Genomic DNA, 23,954 nt, shown 5'->3' on the forward strand with positions numbered 1-23,954 from the left:
CGGCATGCATCTTTACGCGGGGTCATCGCCCCGACAGAATGATCGGGTGCGGTGATATCCGCGCCATCGACGAAAGGGGGACCTCTATGGGAATCGACGACATGATGAACAAGGGCAAAGAGCTCTTCGAAGGCGCCAAAGACAAAGTCACGGACGCGTTCGGGGCCGACAACGTCGAGACGCACAGTGATACTGCTCTCGACGGTGTGTCCAACTTCGCAAAGAGCGTGCTCCCTGACGAGCACGACGCGAAGATCGACGAGGTCCGCGGCCACATCGATGGCGCGATCGGAAACGAACCGAAGTAGTTCGCCCATACGTACGGCACGGCCCGGGAGTCATTCTCCCGGGCCGTTCTGTGTCGCCTTCGCACATCACCCCGGACGTTCTCCCAGGAAGGCCCTCGATACCATGAGGTATGTCCCATCACATGGCCGACCTCGGCGTGCGCGAAGAGCGCAAGCGCCGCCGTGTCTGGCCCTGGGTTGTCGGCGTGTTGGGCGTTCTGTTGGCAGTCCTCGTGGGCCTCCTTTTCGCTGGTCTCGCCCTCGCGAGTGAAGCGATGGAGGTGCGCGACGACCTCGAGCTCGCCCAGAGTCAGCTCGCCACGGTGCCCGACTTGGTCAGCTCCGGTGACGCGGCGACCTTCGATGCTCGCGCCGCCGAGGTGCTCGAAGCGACGACCCGCGCCGACCAGACCGTGCAGGGTCCGCTGTGGGAGTTCGCCACCTGGATTCCCTGGGTCGGTCAGAATGTCGCGGCCGTTCGCTCGACGACCGAGGCGACGCACATCCTCGTTCGCGATGCGCTCCCCCCGAGCTTTGCCGTGCTCAGCGCGCTGAAGCCCGAGACGCTGCGCTTCGAAGGCGGTGGTTTCAACCTCGAACCGTTCCGGCAGATCCTCGCCGAACTTCCTCCGATCGATGCGGCGTTCGCCAGCGCGCAAGCGAAGGTCGCGACGATCGATCGCGACTCGCTCCTGCCGATCGTCGATGAGGCGGTCGGGCAGGTCATCGAGGTCATCGATCAGACTGCCCCGCTGACGCACACGGCGACAGAGGTCCTTCCGACTGCGCTCAAGATGCTGGGCGAAGACGAGCCGCGCACGTATCTCGTGCTGTTCCAGAACAACGCCGAGATCCGCGCGACCGGCGGTATCCCGGCGGCCTCGGTGTTCATCCGAGTGGACGCCGGGCGAATCGAACTGATCGGGATTGCAGGATCTGCCCAGTACCAGAGCCTCTTCGGCTATCGCCAGCACCTCGACCTCCCCGCCGAGACGCTCGCCCTGTATGACCCCGAGTTCGCGATCAACTCCCAGAACTACACGCGCACGCCACACTTCCCCACCATCGCCCGGCTGTTCAACGCCATCACCGTTCAGATGGGCTACAACCTCGATGGCGTGCTGTCGCTGGACCCCGTCGCCCTCTCCCACATGCTCGCGGTCACGGGCCCCGTGAACGTCGACGGCATCGAGATCAACTCAGAGAACGTCGTTCGCGAACTGTTGAGCGAGACGTACCTGCGCAACCCCGGCGACCAGGCTCCGGCCGACGCGTTCTTCGAGGCAACGTCGGCAGCCGTGTTCGCAAAGCTCACCACCGGCCGCTGGGACCTCATGAACATGCTCGCGGCGATCGAGGTGATCAACTCCGAGCAACGCTTGTACGGCTGGTTCAGTCGCGAAGAAGAGCAGTCTGTCGCGCGCGAGTTGGGCATAGACGGCGAACTCGCTCAAGACAACACCGAGCAGACCCAGGTCGGCATTTTCCTCAACGACGCGAGCGTCAGCAAGATGGAGTACTACCTCACGTCGTCCGTCGCAGTGACCTGCGACCCAGCGGCTCGGACAGTCACCACGAGCGTGACGATGACGAACTCCGTTGATCGCGACGACCTGACGTTCCACATCCTGTCCAGGCGCACGCCCACGTACGGTGGAACCGGCACCTCGATGCTGCTCGATGTGCTCTATTTCGCGCCGCCGGGTGCCAGCATCCTGAGTGTGGATCCCGCCATCGGTGACGCGCCGGACCTTTCGCGCACCAGCACCGAAGAGGGCCGGACCGCGCAGAGCATTTCGGTGCTCGTCAACCAAGGCGAGACCCGCACCGTCACCTACGTCTCCCAACTACCCGAAGGCGATCTCGGTCCCCTCGCGGTGCGCTACTCCCCGACGGTGACAGATACAGCTGTCACCATCGCTCCTGAGTGCGTGGCACTGACCGGCGACGGGCAACTGTAGGGCCTGCGTCACGCCCGTTCGGTTGTCCCCGGTGGGGCGCGGCGAGCGCGGCAGGGTTAGGCCGAATGTGAGTCGCTGAGGGAGATGTGCGGGCTCATCCAGTTCGTCAGGGCGGCATCGAACTTCGTCGCATCGAACTGCCGAGCGTGGGCGACAATCCCTTCGGGTGGAATGCTCGCGCAGAGCGCGGCCGCCGCGGCCGCTTCAGCGGCGGAGTGCGGGTCGAAGAGCGCTCCGCTCACGCCGTCCACCACCGAGTCGCTGGCGCCGCCTTGCCTATTGGCCATCACGGGCGTTCCCGATGCCATCGCCTCCACCGCGACGATGCCGAAGTCTTCGACCGGTGGAAAGACGAAGAGCATCGCCCGATCCATCAGGGCCGCGACCATGGCATCACTGGGACGCACGACGAACGTCACCGGTACTCGTGCGTCGTGGGCTTGTGCACGCAGGGCGCCCTCGAGCGGTCCGAAGCCACCGATCACGATCGGCTGGCCGAGTCGCTCCCCGATCTCGATGACCGTGTCGAGGCGCTTGTACGGAATGAAGCGTGACAGGCCGAGCACGAAGTCAGCAGGCAGAGCATCGAGCGTGCGCTTCTCGTCATCGGTGAGCAGGTCGCGCCAGGCACCGCTGGCGATACCGGTCACATCCACCGGTGGGTGGATGACGGTGGCGGTGCGGCCCCACGATCGCTCGATTCGCTCGGCGACGAATCGGCTGTTGGCGGCGATCGAGGTCGCGTTCTGGGCCGACGCGCGATCGATCGCGCGCAACGGCGGACCGGCGATCTTGGCGGCGAGGTTGTCGCCGCGCGCATCGAGTTCGGGTGCCCAGAGGTAGCGCGCCGGCGTGTGGGCGTAGATGTACTTCGGAGCATCGCCCTCGACCCGCACGTGGTGTGCGAAGGCGTGCGAGCTCACGAGCACCCAGTCGTGGTGGATCTGGCGGGGGATGCGCCACGTGATCGGCATGAACGGAAGCGAGAGCGCCTTGCGTCCACGAAGCGGTGTGCGGGCGAGCCAGGTTTCGCGCACGGTGCGATCACCGAAGCGCTCGGGGGCATCGTTCCAGAGGCACAGCATGTCGGTGTCGGGAAACAGGAGAGCCAAGCGGTCGAGCACTCGCTCGGCGCCGCCGGCGGGTTCGATCCATTCGTTGACGATAAGTCCCGACATCAGGCGGCCGTCGATCCAGGCAGAATCGCCGCGCGCAGCGTCTTTGACAGAATCACAATGTCGCCGAAGAGGGTCCAGTTCTCGACGTAGGCGAGGTCGAGGCGTACGGATTCCTCCCACGACAGCGCCGAGCGCCCACTGATCTGCCACATCCCGGTGATCCCGGGCTTGACCAAGAACCGGCGGTGCACGTGGTCGTCGTACTTCGCCACTTCGCTGGGCAGCGAGGGGCGCGGGCCAACGAGCGACATCGAGCCGCCCAAGACATTGAACAACTGGGGCAACTCGTCGAGGCTGTAGCGGCGCAGCCACCTGCCCACAGAGGTGGTACGCGGGTCCTCGGTCATCTTGAACAAGACCTCGTTGCCCGAATCCCGCTGACCGAGCAGGTCAGGAAGCATCGCTTCGGCACCGTCGATCATGGTGCGGAATTTCAGGATGCCGAATTCGCGGCCGTCCAGACCGATACGCCGCTGCCGGAACAGCACAGGGCCGGCAGACGTCGTGGCGATGCGCAGTGCGATGATCGCGAGGATCGGGCTGAGAACGACGATGCCCACACCGCTCAGCACGGTGTCCATCGCGCGCTTCACAACGCGCTGGCCTTTGCTGTACCGCGGAGTCTCGACGTGAATGAGGGGAAGCCCGGCGACCGGGCGGGTCTGGATGCGGGGGCCGACGATATCGGCGATGTTCGGGGCGAGTACCAGGTGGCGACTCCCGGCCTCGAGTGCCCACGAGATCCGCTTGACCCCGGATGGCGGCAACTCGTCGGTGCTGGTCACCGCGACGGTGTCAGCATCCATCGTCTCAAGTACCCCGAGCACACCATGAACGTCGCCGAGGATCGGGATGTCGGTGCCACGGACCTTGGCGCCGGCCCGACCTCCGGGCGTGCAGGCGCCGATCACGCGGTAGCCCGCGCTGGGTGTGCGCGCGAGCGCTGCGGCGATCTGTTCCACAGACTGTTCGGAACCGACGAGCAGGACAGTGGCGCTCCAGTCGCCCCGGGCGCGCCGGGTGGTGAGCCACTTACGCCAGAACCACCGTTCGGTCAGCAGTGCGAGCACCCCGAGCGGAAGGCCGATGAGAAGGTAGCCGCGCGCGACGTCCACGCGCAGCAGGAAGGCGAGGATCGCGATGATGCCGAAGAGGCGGGTGCTGACGGAGAGGATGCGGACGTACTCGGCCGACCCGGTTCCAATCACTCGATCGCTCCGTGAATCGACCAGGCTCAGTGACCACATCCACAGCACGAGAAGCACTGCAGAGAAGAACCAGTAAGAAACGACGCTCAGGCGACTGTCTTCGCGGATCGACACCTGGGCGCTGCCGAGGCCGAACCACGCGATCTGCGTGCCGAACACGACCACGGCCAGCACGAGCAGATCGCTCAACCAGAGGCGCCGTGCGTAGCGTCCGCGCCAATCGATCGTGCCCTGTTGGGTGAGAGGCGCGGTGGCACGCGCACGCGCACGACCCGAACGGGTCAAGCCGATGGGGCGGCGTGACTCACCTCCGGGCGAAGGCTCCCGAGTCGCGCGCACAACGTTCGACGCCAAGACTCCCCCTTTGCCACGCGGCCGCTTACGGGTGGCGCAAAGCGCCACGGCCACACATCCCCCCAGACGATGGCCCTTGTATTCTGCCACGTACAACCGCCGAATGGGTGCGTCAGTGATGACTCCGTGACCTGCGCGCACGTCCGTGCGGTTTCCTGGCTGTGAACACGCCGTAGACGCGCTCATGTGACACGCCCGAGTTTGCGACACGCCCGGGCGACACGTAGACTAATAAGGTTCCAGATTCCGACGCCCGCTTTCGCGTGCGCAGGATCACTGCCAGGGCAGTGCATAGGCGGCGCCTCTCGGGAGATTCTCCAGAGATACGGGCGCAGGGTTCTAGGCCGCGGGTAGCAGAACACCTCACCCCCTTCGTGAAGCGGGTGCCGCGCGCTTGCGTGCGGGTTTGACATCAGAACAGTGGTGCAGCATCGCCGCAGAAATGCGGACTGCGAAGTGCCCAGGGCCGGGAAAATCCCTCCCGCGCCCCCGTGCGTCCAATGCCCCCAGATCCTGGGCCGGTATGACGCGTAAAGAGAGAGAGCAGACAATGGCGGGACAGAAGATCCGCATTCGCCTGAAGTCGTACGATCACGCCGGGCTTGACTCGTCGGCTCGCAAGATCGTCGACACCGTGACCCGCGCTGGCGCGACGGTTGTGGGCCCGGTGCCCCTGCCGACCGAGAAGAACGTCATCGCCGTCATCCGGTCGCCCCACAAGTACAAGGACAGCCGCGAGCACTTCGAGATGCGCACCCACAAGCGTCTGATCGACATCATCGACCCGACGCCCAAGGCGGTCGACTCGCTGATGCGCCTCGACCTCCCGGCCGATGTCAACATCGAGATCAAGCTCTGAGGTTCGACATGGCTGACATCAACAACAAGATTTCCAAGGGCCTCCTCGGCACCAAGCTCGGTATGACTCAGGTGTGGGACGCGAACGGCAAGCTCGTTCCCGTTACCGTCATCGAGATCGCTCCGAACGTGGTCACCCAGGTTCGCACCCCTGAGCGCGACGGCTACAAGGCCGTTCAGATCGCCTACGGGCAGATCGACCCCCGCAAGGTGAACAAGCCCCAGACGGCTCACTTCGAGGCCGCTGGGGTCACCCCGCGCCGTCACCTCACCGAGGTCCGCACCGCTGACGCCGCCGAGTATTCGCTCGGTCAAGAGCTGACGGTGGACGGCACCTTCGAAGCAGGCCAGCTGGTCGACGTTGTCGGCACCAGCAAGGGCAAGGGCTTCGCCGGTGTGATGAAGCGCCACAACTTCAAGGGTGTCTCGGCATCGCACGGTGCTCACCGCAACCACCGCAAGCCCGGTTCGATCGGCGCATCGTCGACCCCGAGCCGCGTCTTCAAGGGCATGCGCATGGCCGGCCGTATGGGCGGCGAGCGCGTAACCGTCATGAACCTCACGGTGCACGCCGTCGACGCCGAGAAGGGTCTGCTGCTCGTCAAGGGCGCCGTCCCCGGTGCACGTGGCCGCATCGTCTACGTCCGCAACGCAGTGAAGGGAGCCTGATCACCATGGCTGACTCGACTCTCGCGCTCGACGTACGCAAGACCGATGGCAAGAAGGCCGGCTCTGTCGAGCTTCCCGCCGCGATCTTCGACGTCAAGACGAACATCCCGCTGATCCACCAGGTCGTCGTCGCGCAGCGCGCGGCGGCTCGCCAGGGCACCCACTCGACCAAGCGTCGCGGTGAGGTCTCGGGCGCCGGTCGCAAGCCCTTCAAGCAGAAGGGCACCGGTAACGCCCGTCAGGGTTCCATCCGCGCGCCGCACATGACCGGTGGTGGCATCGTCCACGGTCCCAAGCCGCGTGACTACGCGCAGCGGACCCCCAAGAAGATGATCGCCGCCGCGCTCCTGGGCGCACTGAGCGACCGTGCTCGTGGCGAGCGACTGCACGTCGTGGAGACCTTCGGTATCGAAGGAACCCCCTCGACCAAGGCCGCTTCCACCGTTCTGACCGCCTTCGGCGCTGTCAAGAACGTGCTCGTGGTCATCGACCGCTCGGACGAACTCACCACGCTGAGCGTGCGCAACCTCGCGTACGTGCACGTGCTGACCTTCGACCAGCTGAACGCCTACGACGTGCTCGTCTCTGACGACATCGTCTTCACCAAGGCTGCCTTCGACGCGTTCGTCGCATCGAAGAGCGCCACCACCGAGGAGGTCTCGGCATGACCGTCAACAAGGACCCGCGCGACATCATCCTGAAGCCGGTCGTCTCCGAGAAGAGCTACGGGCTCATCGACGAGGGCAAGTACACCTTCCTCGTGGACCCCCGCGCCACCAAGACCGAGATCAAGCTCGCCATCGAGAAGATCTTCGGTGTCAAGGTTGCGTCGGTCAACACGATCAACCGCGTCGGCAAGGCCCGTCGCACCCGCTTCGGCGCCGGTAAGCGCAAGGACACCAAGCGCGCCATCGTGAGCCTGAAGTCGGGCACCATCGACATCTTCACGGCAGTCGGCTGACGGTCGGGATAGAGGACTAGAGAACATGGCAATTCGCAAGTACAAGCCCACGACCCCTGGTCGCCGCGGCTCGTCGGTGTCGGACTTCGCTGAGATCACCCGATCGACGCCTGAGAAGTCGCTGCTCCGACCGCTGTCCAAGACCGGTGGCCGCAACAACCAGGGCCGCATCACCACCCGCCACATCGGTGGTGGCCACAAGCGCCAGTACCGCGTCATCGACTTCCGTCGTAATGACAAGGATGGCGTCAACGCCAAGGTCGCTCACATCGAGTACGACCCCAACCGCACGGCACGCATTGCGCTCCTGCACTACTTCGACGGCGAGAAGCGTTACATCCTCGCGCCGAACAAGCTGGCACAGGGCGACATCGTGGAGTCGGGCGCATCGGCTGACATCAAGCCGGGCAACAACCTCCCGCTCAAGAACATCCCCACCGGTACCGTGATCCACGCGATCGAACTGCGTCCCGGTGGCGGCGCGAAGATTGCTCGCTCGGCCGGCGTCTCGGTACGCCTGGTCGCAAAGGACGGCATCTACGCGCAGCTGCGTCTCCCCTCGGGCGAGATCCGCAACGTGGATGCCCGCTGCCGCGCGACGATCGGCGAGGTCGGCAACGCCGAGCAGTCGAACATCAACTGGGGTAAGGCCGGTCGCAACCGCTGGAAGGGCATCCGCCCGACCGTCCGCGGTGTCGCGATGAACCCGGTCGACCACCCGCATGGTGGTGGCGAGGGTAAGACGTCCGGTGGACGTCACCCGGTGACGCCGTGGGGCCAGAAAGAAGGCCGCACGCGTCACGCCAACAAGGAGAGCGACAAGTACATCGTCCGCCGTCGCAACGCCGGCAAGAAGCGCAAGTAGGAGTAGAGGAAGATGCCACGCAGTCTTAAGAAGGGCCCCTTCGTCGACGAGCACTTGCTCCGCAAGGTCGTCGTTCAGAACGAAGCCGGTACCAAAAACGTCATCAAGACCTGGTCACGTCGCTCGATGATCGTGCCGGCCATGCTCGGCCACACGATCGCCGTCCACGACGGACGCAAGCACATCCCCGTGTTTGTCTCCGAGACCATGGTCGGTCACAAACTGGGCGAGTTCGCGCCCACCCGAACCTTCCGCGGCCACGTGAAGGACGACAAGAAGGGCCGCCGCCGCTAACGCGGTGGTGCTCTCTGAAAAGAGATAGGAGGAGAAAATGGTGGAATCCATCGCACGCGTGAAGCACATCCGCGTGACCCCCCAGAAGGCTCGTCGTGTCGTCGCGCTCATCAAGGGAAAGCAGGCTCAGGAGGCACTCGCCATCCTGAAGTTCGCTCCCCAGAGCGCCAGCGAGCCGATCTACAAGCTCGTTGCAGCCGGTATCGCGAACGCTCGCGTGAAGGCTGACAAAGACAGCGAGTACCTGGACGAGCAGGACCTGTACGTGGCAAACGCGTACGTGGACGAGGGGACGACGCTCAAGCGTTTCCGTCCTCGCGCCCAGGGTCGCGCTTTCCAGATCAAGAAGCGCACGAGCCACATCACGATCGTGCTCGCAACCCCGGTCGCAGCCGACGCTGCACCGGCTGCCAAGACGAAGAAGGCGAGCAAGTAATGGGCCAGAAAGTCAACCCGTACGGCTTCCGCCTCGGAATCACCACCGACCACGTGTCGCGGTGGTTCTCGGACTCGACGAAGCCGGGTCAGCGTTACGCCGACTACGTAGCTGAGGACATCAAGATCCGTCAGCTCCTGCAGAAGAACCTCGACCGTGCTGGCGTCAGCAACATCGAGATCGAGCGCACGCGTGACCGCGTTCGTGTCGACATCCACACCGCCCGTCCGGGCATCGTCATCGGTCGCCGCGGCGCCGAAGCCGAGCGGATTCGCACCGACCTCGAGAAGCTGACCAACAAGCAGATCCAGCTGAACATCCTCGAGGTCAAGAACCCCGAGGCTGACGCTCAGCTCGTCGCGCAGGGCATCGCCGAGCAGCTTTCTGCTCGCGTGGCGTTCCGTCGCGCGATGCGCAAGGGCCTGCAGGGCGCTCAGCGTGCCGGTGCCAAGGGTGTCCGCATCCAGGTTTCCGGTCGTCTCGGCGGCGCCGAGATGAGCCGTTCGGAGTTCTACCGCGAAGGCCGTGTGCCCCTGCACACCCTGCGCGCGAACATCGACTACGGCTTCTACGAGGCCAAGACCACCTTCGGCCGCATCGGCGTGAAGGTCTGGATCTACAAGGGCGATCTCACCAACAAGGAACTCGCTCGCGAGCAGGCCAACGCTCCGAAGGCACCCCGCGGTCGCGATGACCGTGGTGGCGACCGTCGTCGTGGCCCCCGCACCGAGGCCCCCGTCGCAGAAGGAGCGTCTGCCTGATGCTTATTCCCCGCAAGGTCAAGTACCGCAAGCAGCACCACCCCGGTCGTTCGGGACAGGCTACCGGTGGCACCAAGGTGTCGTTCGGCGAGTTCGGCATCCAGGCGCTCACGCCCGCTTACGTGACCAACCGTCAGATCGAGTCCGCTCGTATCGCGATGACCCGTCACATCAAGCGTGGTGGAAAGGTGTGGATCAACATCTACCCCGACCGTCCGCTCACCAAGAAGCCGGCCGAAACCCGCATGGGTTCCGGTAAGGGTTCGCCCGAGTGGTGGGTTGCCAACGTCAAGCCGGGTCGCGTCCTCTTCGAGGTCGCCGGCGTCAACGAGGAACTCGCTCGTGAGGCTCTGACCCGTGCTATCCACAAGCTGCCCCTGAAGGCACGCATCATCAAGCGCGAGGAGGGCGACGCATAATGGCGATCGGCACCAAGCAGCTCGCTCCGAGCGAGCTCGACACGTTCGAAGACCAGCGCCTCGTCGAGGAGCTGCGCAAGGCCAAGGAAGAGCTGTTCAACCTGCGCTTCCAGTCGGCCACCGGCCAGCTCGAGAGCCACGGCCGCATCCGCGCCGTGAAGCGCGACATCGCGCGGCTCTACACCGTTATCCGTGAGCGCGAGCTCGGCATTCGTGCCACTCCCGCGCCGGTTGAGGCCCAGACGAAGGCGAAGAAGACGAAGGCGAAGAAAGCTGATGAAGCTTCCGACGCCGTGAAGGAAGAGGCCGAGTAATGGCTGAGACCACTGAAGTTCAGGGCGCTGAAAAGAAGCCCGCAACGCCCAAGAAGGCTCCGGCCGCCAAGGGGACTGCTACCAAGGCTCCGGCGAAGAAGGCCGCTGAGGCCGAGGTCGTCGCAGCTCCTGTCGAGGCCAAGGGTCACGAGTCGTCCGCGCACGATGTGCGCGACGCCGACGCCCGTGGTTACCGCAAGGTGCGCCGCGGCTATGTCGTCAGCGACAAGATGGACAAGACGATCGTCGTCGAGGTCGAGGACCGCGTAAAGCACCCCCTCTACGGCAAGATCATCCGCCGCACCTCCAAGGTCAAGGCGCACGACGAGGCGAACACCGCCGGCATCGGCGACCTCGTCCTCATCAACGAGACCCGTCCGCTGAGCGCTACCAAGCGCTGGCGTCTGGTCGAGATCCTCGAGAAGGCCAAGTAGGCCCTCGCGGCTTACTTGGAACCCAAGGAGTAACAAGTGATTCAGCAGGAATCCCGCATCAAGGTCGCCGACAACACCGGCGCGAAGACGCTGCTCACCATCCGTGTACTGGGCGGCTCGCACCGCCGGTACGCCGGACTCGGTGACATCATCGTCGCGACGGTCAAGGACGCGATCCCGGGCGGCAACGTGAAGAAGGGCGACGTCGTCAAGGCAGTCGTGGTGCGTACCGTGAAGTCGACGCGCCGTCCCGATGGTTCATACATCAAGTTCGACGAGAACGCCGCCGTGATCCTGAAGAGCGACGGGGAGCCCCGCGGCACCCGCATCTTCGGACCCGTCGGTCGCGAGCTTCGTGACAAGAAGTTCATGAAGATCGTCTCGCTGGCACCGGAGGTCATTTGATCATGGCGAACATCAAGAAGGGTGACCTGGTTCAGGTCATCAGTGGCGCCAAGCCCGAACGTGGCGGAGACCGTGGCAAGCAGGGCAAGGTCCTCGAGGTCCTTTCCGAGCAGAACCGCGTCATCGTCGAGGGCGTGAACTACGTCACCAAGCACAACCGCGTGGGCCAGACCCAGCGCGGCACCAAGACGGGTGGCATCGAGACCTTCGAGGCTCCCATCCACATTTCCAACGTCGCCGTCGTCGACCCCTCGACCAAGAAGCCGACCCGTGTCGGCCGCCGTGTCGAAGAGCAGACCAAGGATGGCGTCAAGCGCACCGTCCGTGTGCGCTACGCGAAGAAGTCAGGCAAGGACCTCTAATGGCAACCGCAACTGCCGCGCAGACTGGTAAGAGCCAGCCGCGCCTGAAGCAGAAGTACAACGACGAGATCAAGAAGGCCCTGCAGGAAGAGTTCGGCTACGCCAACGTCATGCAGATCCCCGGACTGGTCAAGGTCGTCGTCAACACCGGTGTCGGCGAGGCAGCTCGCGACGGCAAGGTGATCGATGGCGCGGTCGACGACCTCACCAAGATCACCGGCCAGAAGCCGATCGTCACGAAGGCCCGCAAGTCCATCGCCCAGTTCAAGCTGCGCGAGGGTCAGCCCATCGGCGCACATGTCACCCTGCGTGGCGACCGTGCGTGGGAGTTCGTCGACCGTCTGGTGAACCTGTCGCTGCCGCGTATCCGCGACTTCCGTGGGCTCTCGCCCAAGCAGTTCGACGGAAACGGCAACTACACCTTCGGTCTCCAGGAGCAGTCCGTGTTCCACGAGATCAACCAGGACAAGATCGACCGCGTTCGTGGCTTCGACATCACGGTCGTGACGTCGGCGAAGACGGATGCCGAGGGTCGCGCGCTTCTGCGTCGTCTCGGTTTCCCCTTCCAGGACGAGAACGCTCAGGCCTAAGCACGTCATCACAGGTCGGCTGTCGTGTAACGGCAACCGAAACCGAATGAACAAAGGAAACAACCCATGACAATGACAGACCCGGTCGCAGACATGCTGACCCGTCTGCGCAACGCGAACTCGGCGCACCACGACTCCGTGTCGCTGCCGAGCTCGAAGCTCAAGACGCACATCGCCGAGATCCTCCAGCAGGAGGGATACATCGCAGGCTGGGAGATCAGCGACGCACGCGTCGGCCAGACCCTCACCCTGACGCTGAAGTACGGCCCGAACCGCGAGCGGTCGATCGCCGGCATCAAGCGTGTCTCGAAGCCCGGCCTTCGTGTCTACGCAAAGTCGACCGAGATCCCCACCGTTCTCGGTGGCCTCGGCGTCGCGATCCTGTCCACCTCCTCCGGTCTTCTCACTGACCGTCAGGCCGAGCAGAAGGGCGTGGGCGGAGAAGTTCTCGCCTACGTGTGGTGATCTGACATGTCGCGTATTGGACGTCTCCCCATCGACATCCCGTCGGGCGTGACCATTTCGGTCGACGGCCAGGATGTCGCAGTCAAGGGACCCAAGGGTGAGCTTGCTCTCACCGTGGCAAGCCCCATCGAGGTCAAGGTCGAAGAGGGCCAGGTCGTTGTGACCCGTCCCGACGACGAGCGCTCATCGCGTTCGCTGCACGGCCTGACCCGCACGCTTATCAGCAACAACATCGTCGGCGTCACCACGGGCTACACCAAGGGCCTCGAGGTTGTCGGTACCGGTTACCGCGTTGTGCAGAAGGGCAGCTCGATCGAGTTCGCCCTCGGCTTCTCGCACCCCGTTCTGGTTGAGCCGCCCGCGGGCATCACCCTGACGGTCGAGGGCAACAACAAGGTCACCGTCAGCGGTATCGACAAGCAGGCCGTCGGTGAGGCTGCTGCCAACATCCGCAAGATTCGCAAGCCCGAGCCCTACAAGGGCAAGGGTGTCCGCTACGCCGGCGAGGTCGTTCGCCGCAAGGCCGGAAAGAGTGGTAAGTAACCATGGCTGTGAAGTCAAAGTCCGACGCCCGCGCGCGTCGTCACGCCCGCCTTCGCAAGAAGGTCGTCGGTACCGCCGAGCGTCCGCGCCTGGTCGTGAACCGTTCGTCGCGTCACGTCTTCGTGCAGCTCGTCGACGACAGCAAGGGTGTAACCCTTGCGTCGGCCTCGACGCTCGAGGTCGACCTGCGTTCGCTCGAGGGTGACAAGACCGCCAAGGCCCGCAAGGTCGGCGAGCTCGTCGCTGAGCGTGCAAAGGCCGCCGGCATCGAAGATGTCGTTTTCGACCGTGGTGGCAACCGCTACGCGGGCCGTGTCGCGGCGATCGCCGACGGCGCTCGCGAAGGGGGTCTGAACCTGTGAGCGAAACAGTGAACAACAACGTGGAGACCGAAGTGACCGAGACGGCTGCTGCCGCCACGACCGAGGCGCCCGCCGAGCGCGAGCGCGAGCCGCGTCGCGGTGGTCGCGAGCGCAACCAGAACCAGCGTGACCGCGGTGCACGTGATGCCGACAAGAGCCAGTTCCTGGAGCGTGTCGTCACCATCAACCGCGTGTCGAAGGTCGTCAAGGGTGGACGCCGCTTCAGCTTCACCGCGCTCGTCGTCGTCGGTGACGGCAACGGTGTCGTGGGTGTGGGCTACGGCAAGGCTCGCGAGGTTCCCCTCGCGATCTCGAAGGGTGTTGAAGAGGCCAAGCGCAACTTCTTCCGTGTTCCCCGCACCGGCGGAACCATCCCCCACCCCGTCCAGGGTGAGGCAGCGGCCGGTGTGGTGCTCCTGCGCCCCGCGTCGTCGGGTACCGGTGTTATCGCCGGTGGTCCGGTTCGCGCCGTGCTCGAGTGCGCCGGCATCCACGATGTCCTTTCGAAGTCGCTCGGTTCGTCGAACACGATCAACATCGTGCACGCGACGGTGGCTGCTCTGAAGCAGCTCGAGGAGCCCCGTGCGGTCGCCGCGCGTCGTGGCCTCGAGTTCGATCAGGTCGCCCCCGCTCGACTCGTCCGTGCCGAGGCTGAGGCCGCGGCTGCTGCGAAGGCAGGTGTCTGATGGCTGAGCGCCTGAAGGTTACGCAGGTCAAGTCCAAGGTGAGCGAGAAGCAGAACCAGCGTGACACGCTGCGTTCGCTCGGTCTGAAGCGGATTGGCGACTCGGTCGTCCGTCCCGACGACGCGCAGACGCGCGGTTACGTCAAGACCGTCGCGCACCTCGTGAAGGTTGAGGAGATCGACTAATGGCTGAGAAGTCAGAGAAGAAGGACGAGACCGTCGAGGCGAAGGCTCCCAAGGCTTCCGCTGCGAAGGCTTCGACGTCCAAGGCTGCCGCTAAGCCGGCCGCCGAGAAGGCTGCCCCCAAGAAGGCTGCAGCCAAGCCCGCTGCTGAGAAGGCTGCGCCCAAGAAGGCGGCTGACAAGGCTGCTCCGAAGAAGGCTGCTGACAAGACGGATGCTCCGGCATCGCGTCCCGGCGTCCTCAAGGTGCACCACCTTCGTCCGGTTCCCGGATCCAACAAGTCCAAGATGCGCGTCGGTCGCGGTGAGGGCTCGAAGGGTAAGACCGCGGGTCGTGGCACCAAGGGCCAGAAGGCCCGCTACCAGGTCAAGGCCGGCTTCGAGGGTGGGCAGATGCCGCTGCACATGCGCACCCCGAAGCTCCGCGGCTTCAAGAACCCGTTCCGCGTCGAGTACCAGGTTGTGAACCTGGACAAGCTCGCCGAGCTCTACCCCAAGGGCGGCGATGTCACCATCACCGACCTCGTGGCCAAGGGCGCGGTTCGCAAGAACGAAAAGGTCAAGGTGCTCGGCACCGGAGACATCGCGGTGAAGCTCACCGTGGCGGTCGATAAGGTCTCGGGCTCTGCCCAGGAGAAGATCGTCGCTGCGGGCGGTTCCGTCAAGTAGTACTGCGCAACGGGGACCGGAGGATTTCTCCGGTCCCCGTTGGGTTACCCTGGATGGCGGCGCCGTATGCGCGCAGCATCCCCTTCTGGAGGCATCCTCTTGTTCAGCGCAATCGGGCGGGTCTTCCGCACCCCCGACCTTCGGCGGAAGATCGGCTTTACGCTCTTCATCATCGCCCTGTACCGACTCGGCGCGCACGTTCCTGCGCCGTTTGTAGACTTCCCCAACGTGCAGGAGTGCCTTCGGCAGTCCGCTGGCACCGAGGGTTTGCTGTCGTTGGTCAACCTGTTCTCGGGTGGCGCGCTTCTGCAGCTGTCGATCTTCGCGCTCGGCGTCATGCCGTACATCACCGCGACGATCATCGTTCAGTTGCTGCGCGTGGTCATTCCGCACTTCGAGACTCTCCACAAAGAGGGTCAGGCGGGGCAGGCGCGACTCACGCAGTACACGCGTTACCTCACGATCGCTCTCGCGCTCCTGCAGTCGACGACCCTCGTCACCGTTGCGCGCAGCGGCCAGCTCTTCGGGACCACGGGTGTTCCCGAGTGCGAGCAGCTGCTGACCAACGATGTGTGGTGGGCACAGTTGCTCATGATCATCACGATGACTGCCGGTACCGGCCTCATCATGTGGTTCGCCGAGCTCGTCACCGAGCGCGGTATCGGCAACGGCATGTCGCTTCTGATCTTCACCTCGATCGCTGCGGCCTTCCCCGGTTCGCTGTGGTCGATCTGGCAGGCACGTGGCTTCGAGACGTTCCTCCTCGTCCTGGCGGTCGGAATCGTGGTTGTCGCGCTGGTGGTGTTCGTCGAACAATCGCAGCGGCGCGTTCCGGTGCAGTATGCCAAGCGCATGGTGGGTCGCCGCACGTATGGCGGTACGAACACCTACATCCCGATCAAGGTCAACATGGCCGGGGTGGTACCGGTCATCTTCGCCTCGTCGCTGCTGTACATCCCTGCGCTCATCGCGCAGTTCAACCAGCCGCAGCCGGGTGAAGAGGTTCCGGGCTGGGTGGCCTTCATTCAGCAGTACCTCGTCACGGGTGACAGCCCGTTCTACATGGCGCTGTACTTCTTCCTCATCGTCGGCTTCACCTACTTCTACGTCGCGATCACCTTCAACCCGGTTGAGGTCGCCGACAACATGAAGAAGTACGGCGGGTTCATTCCCGGCATCCGTGCGGGTCGTCCGACTGCCGAGTACCTCGATTACGTGCTCACTCGCATCACGCTGCCGGGCTCGATCTATCTCGGTCTGATCGCTCTGCTTCCGCTCATCGCCCTCGCGACGGTCGGTGCCAACCAGAACTTCCCGTTCGGTGGCGCGTCGATCCTCATCATCGTGGGTGTCGGTCTTGAGACCGTGAAGCAGATCGATGCCCAGCTGCAGCAGCGTCACTACGAAGGACTTCTCCGATGACCGGTACTCACCTTTCCCCCTCTGGGTCGGGTACCCGGCTCCTCATCGTCGGTCCCCAGGGTTCGGGCAAGGGCACGCAGGGCGTGCTCGTCGCCGATACCTTCGGTGTTCCGGCCATCTCGACCGGCGACATCTTCCGTGCCGCGGTCAAGAGCGGTTCGGACCTCGGAGAGCAGGTCAGCGAGATCATTCAGGCGGGCAACCTCGTTCCCGATGAGTTGACGAGCGCGGTTGTCGCGGAGCGACTTGCTCAGGCGGATGCCTCGGAAGGCTTCCTGCTCGACGGCTACCCCCGCAACCTCGGTCAGGTCGCTGACCTCGACGCGTTCCTGTCGGGTCGCGGCGAGGCCATCGACGCCGTCATCGAGCTGCAGGTTCCGCGAGACGAGAGCATCGACCGTCTCACCCGTCGCGCGTTCGAGCAGGGCCGTACCGACGACACCGAAGAGGTCATCGCGAACCGCCTGGCGATCTACGAGCGCGAGACCGCTCCGATCCTCGAGGTGTACCGTGAACGCGGCGCCGTCGACGAGATCAACGGAGTGGGCTCGCTCGAAGAGATCACTGACCGCATCATCGCAGCGCTCGAGGCCCGCGGTCTCGCCCGCGTTCCTGTCGCCTGACCCGTGGTTCTGCGCCGTTCGATCTACAAGTCACCCGCCCAGTTGCGGGCGATGGTCGAACCGGGACTCATCACTGCCGCAGCGCTCGATGCTGTTCGCGCGTTGGTCGCTCCCGGTGTGACCACTGGAGAGCTGGATGCCGCAGCATCCGCCCTCATCACGTCACGGGGTGCCGTTTCGAACTTCCAGATGGTGCGCGGCTACCGCCACACGATCTGCGCGTCGGTGAACGAGCAGGTCGTGCACGGGATTCCCGGCGATCGCGTGCTGGAGCCTGGCGACATCCTCTCGATCGACGCCGGTGCCCAGTACAAGGGCTGGAACGGCGACTCGGCGTTCTCCGTCGTGTTGCCCGATGCCGCGCGGCCCGAGGTCGTTGCCGAGCGGCAGCGCCTCTCGGATGTCACCGAGGGCTCGCTCTGGGCAGGCATCGCGGCGATGGCTTCGGCCCGCCATATCGGCGAGATCGGCACTGCGGTGCAGGGCTACATCGACGCTTCCGGCGAGGGCTACGGCATCTTGCGTGAGTACGTCGGTCATGGCATCGGCCGCAAGATGCACGAGTCGCCGTCGGTCTTCAACTACCGCGTCGCCGACCCAGGCCCCGAAGTGCGACCCGGCCTCGTCCTCGCGATCGAGCCCATGGTCGTCATCGGCGACCAGGCGACTTTCATCGAGGACGACGACTGGACGGTCTCGACCCTCGACGGCACAGCCGGCTCACACTGGGAACATAGCGTCGCGGTGCATGATGGTGGCATCTGGGTGCTCACCGCCGCCGACGGTGGCGCGGCTGGGCTTGCGCCGTTCGGCGTCACCCCGACCCCCATCGGCTGAGACCGAACAACTTCCCGGACTGCTTCCCGGATCTCACGCGAAGGAACGACGACGATGGCACAGCGCAAGATGAACTGGTTCGCGATCTGGATCAGCGCCGGAGTGGTTGTGGCTCTCGTGCTCGTCGCGGGGCTCGTGGTCTGGATGAACAACGCTCAGTCGGGTCCCGGCACTGCGCCCGAGGCATCCCACATCAACGCTGAAACCGGCGCAATCGCCGTCGGTGACGGATCGAACGATCTCGCTACCTACATCGATTTCATGTGCCCCATCTGCGGAACATTCGAAGAGACCTATGGCCCGACCATCGAGGGCCTTGTCGACGACGGCTCGATCACCCTGAACATCCACCCGATCTCGATCCTCGACCGCGCGTCGCAGGGCACGAAGTTCTCGACGCGCGCGGCGAACGCCATGTACTGCGTGGCGGTGGCGGATGCTGACGCCTCACTGCCGTTCATGAAGGCGATGTTCGCGAACCAACCCGGTGAAGGCACGTCCGGTCTGAGCGATGACGAGATCCTCGCGATCGCCGCTGCCGCCGGAGTGACCGGCATCGACGCGTGCGTGAACGACGGCCAGTACTCCAGGTACGTCACCTCGATCACCGAATCCACGCCGGTTCAGCCCGGCGCCGCCGGCATCGGCACCCCCACGGTCCTGCTGAACGACGAGTTCGTGCAGCTCACGGGCGACCCCGTGCTCGACATCGTCGGTGCTCTGAACTAGTTCCTGCTCTCGGCGCGCGTCAGAGGGTGGCCTGACGCGGGCTGAGCGCGGTACCCTGCCCGTATCCGGAAGGGCGGTGCAGCACGGTGCTTTCTGCAGGGCGTTGGCGAAACCGGCTCGCACTCTTGACCGTGTACGGCTTGGTCGCCGGTCTCGGTATCACCGCGTGGACGACAATAGTGATCTCTGATCCCGCGGCTGCCGTGCTCGGGCAGTGTCCGGAGGGCTCGCTTCCCGGTCCGGGGCCGTCTAATCCGATCTGGACCGATGACAACGTCTCGGTATACGCCGGAGGCGATTTTCGCGCCGAAGGAGGCGCGGCCGAAGCCGAGGGCTTGATGGTGGTCGAAGGCAATGCGTCCTTCACCCGCACTCCCGCAGGCACATTCAACGTCGGATGGATCGGTGTCGGCTCGTGGGTGGTGCCCACTCCCGGGTCGGTGATGTTGGCTGTGGGCGGCGACGTGACTGTTGCCCCGAACACGGTGTTGGATGTCGGGGCGAACGCGCGGGATGCGTCGAGCGTGCTCCTCGGCGGCAACGTCGACGTCGGAGGCCTTACGACCCCCGACTACGAGACCGACGGCACAAGATACCGCCTCAACAATGGGGTCCTCCGACAGGGTCTCGGTGCAGACGCCACCGCGCCCTGGGCGTCGTGGGAGGCATTGCTGGTCGACCAGTCGACGGCATTCGCAGCGCTCGCTCCCACCGGAACTGTCGCTCCAGGTGCAACAACTTTGGAGTTCACGGGGCTCACCGGAGCGAACCCGCAGGTGTTCACCGTCGATGGCGGCGTCCTCGCCGCCAACCCCGCGATCACTTTCCTCAACGTCGCCTATGACGTCCCGGTCATCATCAACGTCACAGGTGGTGCGACACTGACCTGGGCGCCGAACTTCATCGCCGACGAGAGTGGACGGGTCGACGACCCGTCCTCGCCTCGCTTCGGCGATGTGTCGTCGCGGACACTGTGGAACATCGTGGACGCCACTGCAGTGCACCTTGCCGGCACCTCGCAGGTGCTCGGCACCTTCCTCGTTCCGGGGGTCGATGCGGCCCAGCCCTCTTTGCGGGTCACCGCCAGTACCAATGGTCGGCTGCTGACCAACGGCACGATCGTCATGGACGGCACCGGCAACGAGCACCACAACTACCCGTGGATCTCCGAACCGTTCGAGTGCATCCCCGGACCCGTTGAGCCTGTGGCCACGGGCTCGGTCACCATCGCGAAGGAGATCTCGCCGATCGACCAGGCGTATCTGCCCGAGAACGTCCTCTTCCACGGCGTCGTGCTATGCGAGGGGCCGGGCGAAATCGGCCAGACCGTGGCCGAGTGGTACGTCGCGCCAGGTGAGTCAGTGCTCGTGGACGACCTCCCGGTGGGGGCGTCGTGCGTGATCGAGGAGGCGATCGGCCCTGCAGCGCGCGCCTTCTCAGCGCCGCCCAGTGGCGGTGTGTTCCTTCCCAGCCAGCTTGCTTGGCATGCACCGGTGTGGGACCCCGCGCCGCCGGAGTTCATCGTCCCGGACGCTGCTGACCCGGTCCAGTTCACCTTCACCGTCACGAACGCCCTCGCGCGCGGCGCCTTCACCATCCAGAAGATCGTGAACGGCGATGCCGCTCCCGCCGTGCAGTTCACGGTGCAATGGCAGTGCGCATTGGGCGACGGGATCAGCGGGGGCCTCGTGACGCTGGCAGCGGGGGAGACGACCGAGCCGATCCCGGCCATCGTCGGAATGTCCTGCAGCGTGGTCGAGCTCACGCCGGCAGAACCCGAGGGTGGGATCTGGGACCTCGCGGTCATCGAACCGTCCTCGGTCATCATCACCGTCGACTCGGCGCAAACACCCCTGGCCTTCGTCGTCGAGAACACCTTCATCCCCGACTCGCAGCTAGGCGGGTTCCACATCGTCAAGGTGGTGACCAACCCCGACGGCGTGGAGTTCCCGGATTCATTCAGCGGCTCCTGGTCGTGCACGGCAGAGGGATCCGAGATCGCCGGGGCGGCGTGGACGGCGACCACTGAGGTGCCCTTTGCCGTCAGTGACATCGCGATCGGCGCTGAGTGCACCGTCACCGAGACGACTCCCGTCGATCCGGCCGGCGGCTCGTGGGGGACGCCGGAGGTCACTCCCGAGACGTTCACCGTGACGGATGCCGATACCCCGGTGATGGTGACCGTCACGAATGTCCTGACCACCGACGACACCGACGACGGTGGAGGCGATCTCCCGGCGACGGGCACGACGGTCCCGTGGTGGGCGATCGTCCTGGGCGTAGGACTTGTCGGCGCCGGCGCGGCCATGGTCATCGGCGGAGCCGCGCGACTTACTCGTCCCTGAACACGGCGAGCCGTCGTCGGAGCGCCTGAGCCTGGTTTGCCGAGGCATCCGATATCACGTATGCTTGATCTTTGGTGCCTTGCGCCTTCCTTGGCGTGTCGTCCTCGATACGCAGGCAGGATACACAGGCACCGATCCCCAAACAAACCGCAGACCGACCGGTCTGCACAAGCGTGAGCGAGTGTATGGCGAAGAAAGACGGTGTCATCGAGATCGAGGGCGTGATCTCTGAGGCTCTCCCCAACGCGATGTTTCGTGTTGAGCTGAGCAACGGACACAAGGTTCTCGCAACGATCTCGGGCAAGATGCGGCAGAACTACATCCGCATCATTCCAGAAGACCGTGTAGTCGTAGAGCTTTCGCCCTACGACCTGACGCGCGGTCGCATCGTTTACCGCTACCGCTAGACCGGTCGAGAAGTAACGGCCCGATTCCGGATGCCGCGGCCCCGCGCCGCGCGGATCCACGGGCACGAAGACAGCGAACAGGAAAATCATGAAGGTCAACCCCTCCGTCAAGCCCATCTGCGATCACTGCAAGGTGATTCGTCGCCACGGCGTCGTGATGGTCATCTGCAAGTCCAACCCGCGCCACAAGCAGCGCCAGGGCTGAGACTCCCCGCTCTTACAACTGAATACACACAAAGGCAGGACAAGAACCTTCGCAAGAAGGCGACACCTCGGGCTGGAGGCCCGGGCACCGATCCTGCTCCACACCTCCACCAACTCCTAGGAGAAACCGCATGGCACGTCTTGCCGGCGTTGACATCCCGCGCGACAAGCGCGTGGTGATCGCCCTTACCTACATCTACGGGGTGGGCAGCACGCGCTCCGTCGAGATCCTCACCGCAACGGGGATCGACCAGAGCATCCGCGTGAAGGACCTGAGCGACGAACAGCTCATCTCCCTCCGCGACTACATCGAAGCCAACCTCAAGGTGGAGGGTGACCTCCGCCGTGAGGTCGCAGCCGACATCCGCCGCAAGGTCGAGATCGGCTCCTACCAGGGAATCCGCCACCGTCGCGGCCTCCCGGTGCACGGACAGCGCACCAAGACCAACGCGCGTACCCGCAAGGGTCCCAAGCGCACCGTCGCCGGCAAGAAGAAGGCGCGCTAAGGCGCGGCCCCAGGGTTTAGGAGAACACTCACATGGCACAGGCCAAGTCCGCCGCGCGCAAGCCGCGCCGCAAAGAGAAGAAGAACGTCGCACTGGCTCACGCCCACATCAAGTCGACCTTCAACAACACGATCGTGTCGATCACCGACCCGACCGGCGCTGTCATCAGCTGGGCATCTTCGGGTGTCATCGGCATGAAGGGCTCGCGCAAGTCGACCCCCTACGCCGCAGGTATGGCAGCCGAGTCGGCCGCCCGCCAGGCGCAGGAGCACGGCGTCAAGAAGGTCGACGTCTTCGTGAAGGGTCCGGGTTCGGGTCGCGAGACGGCGATCCGCTCGCTGACCGCAGCCGGCCTCGAGGTCGGTTCGATCTCCGACGTCACCCCGCAGGCGCACAACGGTTGCCGCCCGCCGAAGCGTCGCCGCGTCTGACACTTTGACGACTCAGGAGTCGGGTGAATTCACCCGACTCCTGAGGGCGTCGACATCCAACTAACGGATGCCTCGTGCCGAGGCATCCCTCGAGTAAAACTCAACACCTCACCCACTGCACGTGTCATATAGCGGATACGTGATTGAAAGGAACACATAGTGCTCATTGCACAGCGTCCCACCCTGACCGAGGAAAAGGTCGGGGAGTTCCGCAGCCGATTCATCATCGAGCCGCTGGAGCCCGGCTTCGGCTACACGATCGGCAACGCGCTGCGTCGCAGCCTGCTGTCGTCGATCCCCGGTGCGGCCGTCACCTCGATTCGCATCGATGGCGTCCTCCACGAGTTCAGCACCATCCCCGGTGTGAAAGAAGACGTCACCGAGATCATCCTGAACATCAAGCAGCTCGTTGTCTCGAGCGAGCGCGATGAGCCGATCACCGCCTACCTGCGTAAGACGGGTTCTGGCGAGGTCACCGCCGCTGACATCTCGGCTCCGGCCGGTGTCGAGGTGCACAACCCCGAGCTGGTCATCGCGACCCTGAACGACACCGCGAAGTTCGAGCTCGAGCTCACGATCGAGCGTGGCCGTGGCTACGTCTCGGCGACCCAGAACCGCAACGAGTACGCCGAGGCCGGTCAGATTCCGATCGACTCGATCTACTCGCCCGTGCTGAAGGTCAGCTATCGCGTCGACGCCACCCGTGCCGGGGAGCGTACCGACTTCGACAAGCTGATCCTCGACGTCGAGTCGAAGTCGTCCATCAGCCCCCGCGACGCTGTCGCTTCGGCCGGTCGTACGCTCACCGAGCTGTTCGGTCTCGCTCGCGAGCTGAACGTCGAGGCCGAGGGCATCGAGATCGGCCCCGCGCCGGTCGAGACCGTCCTGAGCAACGAGCTGTCGATGCCGATCGAAGACCTCGACCTGTCGGTGCGTTCGTACAACTGCCTCAAGCGTGAAGGCATCAACACGGTTTCTGAGCTCGTCGCTCTCTCTGAGACGCAGCTTATGAACATCCGCAACTTCGGTCAGAAGTCGGTCGACGAGGTGCGCGACAAGCTCATCTCGCTCGGTCTGTCGCTGAAGGACTCGGTTCCCGGGTTCGACGGTGCGCACTTCTACGGCGGCTACGACGACGAGACCGTCTGAGCCTCCGGCTTTACGAATCTTTAGACACACTGGAGTAAC

General features: G+C 64.6%; 34 protein-coding genes. 32 read left to right on the forward strand and 2 right to left on the reverse strand.

The features are described from left to right. The first annotated feature begins 86 nt into the window (after positions 1-86). Both LG299_RS13905 and LG299_RS13910 read left to right on the forward strand, forming a co-directional pair. Entirely contained in the window at positions 87-308 is a 222-nt protein-coding gene (locus tag LG299_RS13905) for a hypothetical protein (RefSeq protein WP_404431242.1), read from the forward strand. Between the two features lie 110 nt (positions 309-418). Next, complete coding sequence (locus tag LG299_RS13910; protein ID WP_404431244.1) at positions 419-2,248, forward strand: DUF4012 domain-containing protein; 1,830 nt, start codon at positions 419-421, stop codon at positions 2,246-2,248. 56 nt (positions 2,249-2,304) lie between these two features. Here LG299_RS13910 and LG299_RS13915 read toward each other — a convergent pair whose 3' ends face one another. After that, a complete protein-coding gene (locus LG299_RS13915; RefSeq protein WP_404431246.1) occupies positions 2,305-3,426 on the reverse strand; it encodes a glycosyltransferase in 1,122 nt (373 codons plus the stop codon). Continuing rightward, a complete protein-coding gene (locus tag LG299_RS13920) occupies positions 3,426-4,988 on the reverse strand; it encodes a sugar transferase (protein ID WP_404431248.1) in 1,563 nt (520 codons plus the stop codon). The genes LG299_RS13915 and LG299_RS13920 overlap by 1 nt, the downstream gene beginning before the upstream one ends. A 550-nt stretch (positions 4,989-5,538) precedes the next feature. On the opposite strand from LG299_RS13920, the gene rpsJ reads away from it, so the two are divergent. From rpsJ to LG299_RS14070, 30 genes are all read left to right on the forward strand, one after another. Further along, a complete protein-coding gene (gene rpsJ / locus LG299_RS13925) occupies positions 5,539-5,847 on the forward strand; it encodes a 30S ribosomal protein S10 (protein ID WP_116648288.1) in 309 nt (102 codons plus the stop codon). 8 nt (positions 5,848-5,855) lie between these two features. Continuing rightward, positions 5,856-6,515 carry a 50S ribosomal protein L3 gene (gene rplC, locus LG299_RS13930; protein ID WP_404431251.1) on the forward strand — a complete coding sequence of 220 codons (660 nt, stop codon included), beginning with the start codon at positions 5,856-5,858 and terminating at the stop codon, positions 6,513-6,515. Positions 6,516-6,520: 5 nt separating this feature from the next. Beyond that, positions 6,521-7,183, forward strand: coding sequence for a 50S ribosomal protein L4 (gene rplD, locus LG299_RS13935; RefSeq protein ID WP_404431253.1), 663 nt, complete (start codon positions 6,521-6,523; stop codon positions 7,181-7,183). Continuing rightward, on the forward strand, positions 7,180-7,476 hold the full coding sequence (rplW, locus tag LG299_RS13940) for a 50S ribosomal protein L23 (protein ID WP_404431255.1): 297 nt from the start codon (positions 7,180-7,182) through the stop codon (positions 7,474-7,476). Before rplD ends, rplW begins: the two co-directional genes overlap by 4 nt. A gap of 25 nt (positions 7,477-7,501) precedes the next feature. Continuing rightward, entirely contained in the window at positions 7,502-8,341 is an 840-nt protein-coding gene (rplB, locus tag LG299_RS13945; RefSeq protein ID WP_404431257.1) for a 50S ribosomal protein L2, read from the forward strand. 12 nt (positions 8,342-8,353) lie between these two features. Next, complete coding sequence (gene rpsS / locus LG299_RS13950) at positions 8,354-8,635, forward strand: 30S ribosomal protein S19 (protein ID WP_056117683.1); 282 nt, start codon at positions 8,354-8,356, stop codon at positions 8,633-8,635. Between the two features lie 37 nt (positions 8,636-8,672). Beyond that, positions 8,673-9,071: a 50S ribosomal protein L22 gene (gene rplV / locus LG299_RS13955; RefSeq protein WP_404431259.1), complete on the forward strand. Its 399-nt coding sequence runs from the start codon at positions 8,673-8,675 to the stop codon at positions 9,069-9,071. Next, on the forward strand, positions 9,071-9,832 hold the full coding sequence (rpsC, locus tag LG299_RS13960) for a 30S ribosomal protein S3 (protein WP_404431261.1): 762 nt from the start codon (positions 9,071-9,073) through the stop codon (positions 9,830-9,832). The genes rplV and rpsC overlap by 1 nt, the downstream gene beginning before the upstream one ends. Further along, the gene (gene rplP, locus LG299_RS13965) at positions 9,832-10,251 is read left to right on the forward strand and encodes a 50S ribosomal protein L16 (protein WP_018171451.1); all 420 of its coding nucleotides are present in this window, start codon (positions 9,832-9,834) and stop codon (positions 10,249-10,251) included. Before rpsC ends, rplP begins: the two co-directional genes overlap by 1 nt. Next, positions 10,251-10,565 (forward strand): 50S ribosomal protein L29, encoded by a 315-nt coding sequence (gene rpmC / locus LG299_RS13970; RefSeq protein ID WP_404431264.1) that lies wholly within the window; start codon positions 10,251-10,253, stop codon positions 10,563-10,565. The genes rplP and rpmC overlap by 1 nt, the downstream gene beginning before the upstream one ends. A 167-nt stretch (positions 10,566-10,732) precedes the next feature. Next, positions 10,733-10,999 (forward strand): 30S ribosomal protein S17, encoded by a 267-nt coding sequence (gene rpsQ / locus LG299_RS13975; RefSeq protein ID WP_404434894.1) that lies wholly within the window; start codon positions 10,733-10,735, stop codon positions 10,997-10,999. 36 nt (positions 11,000-11,035) lie between these two features. Then, positions 11,036-11,404 (forward strand): 50S ribosomal protein L14, encoded by a 369-nt coding sequence (rplN, locus tag LG299_RS13980; RefSeq protein WP_404431266.1) that lies wholly within the window; start codon positions 11,036-11,038, stop codon positions 11,402-11,404. Positions 11,405-11,406: 2 nt separating this feature from the next. Then, positions 11,407-11,766: a 50S ribosomal protein L24 gene (gene rplX, locus LG299_RS13985; RefSeq protein WP_404431268.1), complete on the forward strand. Its 360-nt coding sequence runs from the start codon at positions 11,407-11,409 to the stop codon at positions 11,764-11,766. Further along, positions 11,766-12,356, forward strand: coding sequence for a 50S ribosomal protein L5 (gene rplE / locus LG299_RS13990; RefSeq protein ID WP_404431270.1), 591 nt, complete (start codon positions 11,766-11,768; stop codon positions 12,354-12,356). The genes rplX and rplE overlap by 1 nt, the downstream gene beginning before the upstream one ends. Before the next feature lie 66 nt (positions 12,357-12,422). After that, a complete protein-coding gene (gene rpsH / locus LG299_RS13995) occupies positions 12,423-12,821 on the forward strand; it encodes a 30S ribosomal protein S8 (RefSeq protein ID WP_404431272.1) in 399 nt (132 codons plus the stop codon). 6 nt (positions 12,822-12,827) lie between these two features. Beyond that, a complete protein-coding gene (rplF, locus tag LG299_RS14000) occupies positions 12,828-13,364 on the forward strand; it encodes a 50S ribosomal protein L6 (RefSeq protein ID WP_404431274.1) in 537 nt (178 codons plus the stop codon). 2 nt (positions 13,365-13,366) lie between these two features. Further along, positions 13,367-13,726: a 50S ribosomal protein L18 gene (gene rplR / locus LG299_RS14005; protein ID WP_404431276.1), complete on the forward strand. Its 360-nt coding sequence runs from the start codon at positions 13,367-13,369 to the stop codon at positions 13,724-13,726. Between the two features lie 20 nt (positions 13,727-13,746). Further along, the gene (gene rpsE / locus LG299_RS14010) at positions 13,747-14,412 is read left to right on the forward strand and encodes a 30S ribosomal protein S5 (protein WP_404434895.1); all 666 of its coding nucleotides are present in this window, start codon (positions 13,747-13,749) and stop codon (positions 14,410-14,412) included. Further along, positions 14,412-14,597: a 50S ribosomal protein L30 gene (gene rpmD, locus LG299_RS14015; protein ID WP_045275468.1), complete on the forward strand. Its 186-nt coding sequence runs from the start codon at positions 14,412-14,414 to the stop codon at positions 14,595-14,597. Before rpsE ends, rpmD begins: the two co-directional genes overlap by 1 nt. Continuing rightward, positions 14,597-15,262 carry a 50S ribosomal protein L15 gene (gene rplO, locus LG299_RS14020; protein ID WP_404431278.1) on the forward strand — a complete coding sequence of 222 codons (666 nt, stop codon included), beginning with the start codon at positions 14,597-14,599 and terminating at the stop codon, positions 15,260-15,262. The genes rpmD and rplO overlap by 1 nt, the downstream gene beginning before the upstream one ends. Before the next feature lie 99 nt (positions 15,263-15,361). Beyond that, positions 15,362-16,684, forward strand: a complete 1,323-nt coding sequence (gene secY / locus LG299_RS14025; RefSeq protein WP_404434896.1) for a preprotein translocase subunit SecY — start codon at positions 15,362-15,364, stop codon at positions 16,682-16,684. Next, the gene (locus tag LG299_RS14030) at positions 16,681-17,307 is read left to right on the forward strand and encodes an adenylate kinase (protein ID WP_404431280.1); all 627 of its coding nucleotides are present in this window, start codon (positions 16,681-16,683) and stop codon (positions 17,305-17,307) included. Before secY ends, LG299_RS14030 begins: the two co-directional genes overlap by 4 nt. A 3-nt stretch (positions 17,308-17,310) precedes the next feature. After that, positions 17,311-18,144, forward strand: a complete 834-nt coding sequence (gene map, locus LG299_RS14035) for a type I methionyl aminopeptidase (protein ID WP_404431282.1) — start codon at positions 17,311-17,313, stop codon at positions 18,142-18,144. A 54-nt stretch (positions 18,145-18,198) separates the two neighbouring features. Continuing rightward, on the forward strand, positions 18,199-18,873 hold the full coding sequence (locus LG299_RS14040; protein WP_404431284.1) for a DsbA family protein: 675 nt from the start codon (positions 18,199-18,201) through the stop codon (positions 18,871-18,873). 131 nt (positions 18,874-19,004) lie between these two features. Next, positions 19,005-21,218 (forward strand): choice-of-anchor A family protein, encoded by a 2,214-nt coding sequence (locus tag LG299_RS14045; RefSeq protein WP_404434898.1) that lies wholly within the window; start codon positions 19,005-19,007, stop codon positions 21,216-21,218. Between the two features lie 185 nt (positions 21,219-21,403). After that, a complete protein-coding gene (gene infA, locus LG299_RS14050) occupies positions 21,404-21,625 on the forward strand; it encodes a translation initiation factor IF-1 (protein ID WP_017201569.1) in 222 nt (73 codons plus the stop codon). Positions 21,626-21,713: 88 nt separating this feature from the next. Continuing rightward, positions 21,714-21,830 (forward strand): 50S ribosomal protein L36, encoded by a 117-nt coding sequence (rpmJ, locus tag LG299_RS14055; RefSeq protein ID WP_056224002.1) that lies wholly within the window; start codon positions 21,714-21,716, stop codon positions 21,828-21,830. Between the two features lie 130 nt (positions 21,831-21,960). Beyond that, the gene (gene rpsM / locus LG299_RS14060; protein ID WP_404431287.1) at positions 21,961-22,335 is read left to right on the forward strand and encodes a 30S ribosomal protein S13; all 375 of its coding nucleotides are present in this window, start codon (positions 21,961-21,963) and stop codon (positions 22,333-22,335) included. Positions 22,336-22,367: 32 nt separating this feature from the next. Next, positions 22,368-22,766, forward strand: coding sequence for a 30S ribosomal protein S11 (gene rpsK / locus LG299_RS14065; RefSeq protein WP_404431289.1), 399 nt, complete (start codon positions 22,368-22,370; stop codon positions 22,764-22,766). A gap of 159 nt (positions 22,767-22,925) precedes the next feature. Next, positions 22,926-23,915, forward strand: coding sequence for a DNA-directed RNA polymerase subunit alpha (locus tag LG299_RS14070; RefSeq protein WP_404431291.1), 990 nt, complete (start codon positions 22,926-22,928; stop codon positions 23,913-23,915). The last annotated feature ends 39 nt before the right edge of the window (positions 23,916-23,954 follow it).

This window comes from Microbacterium lacus (genome assembly GCF_044794305.1).
Lineage (GTDB): Bacteria > Actinomycetota > Actinomycetes > Actinomycetales > Microbacteriaceae > Microbacterium > Microbacterium lacus_B.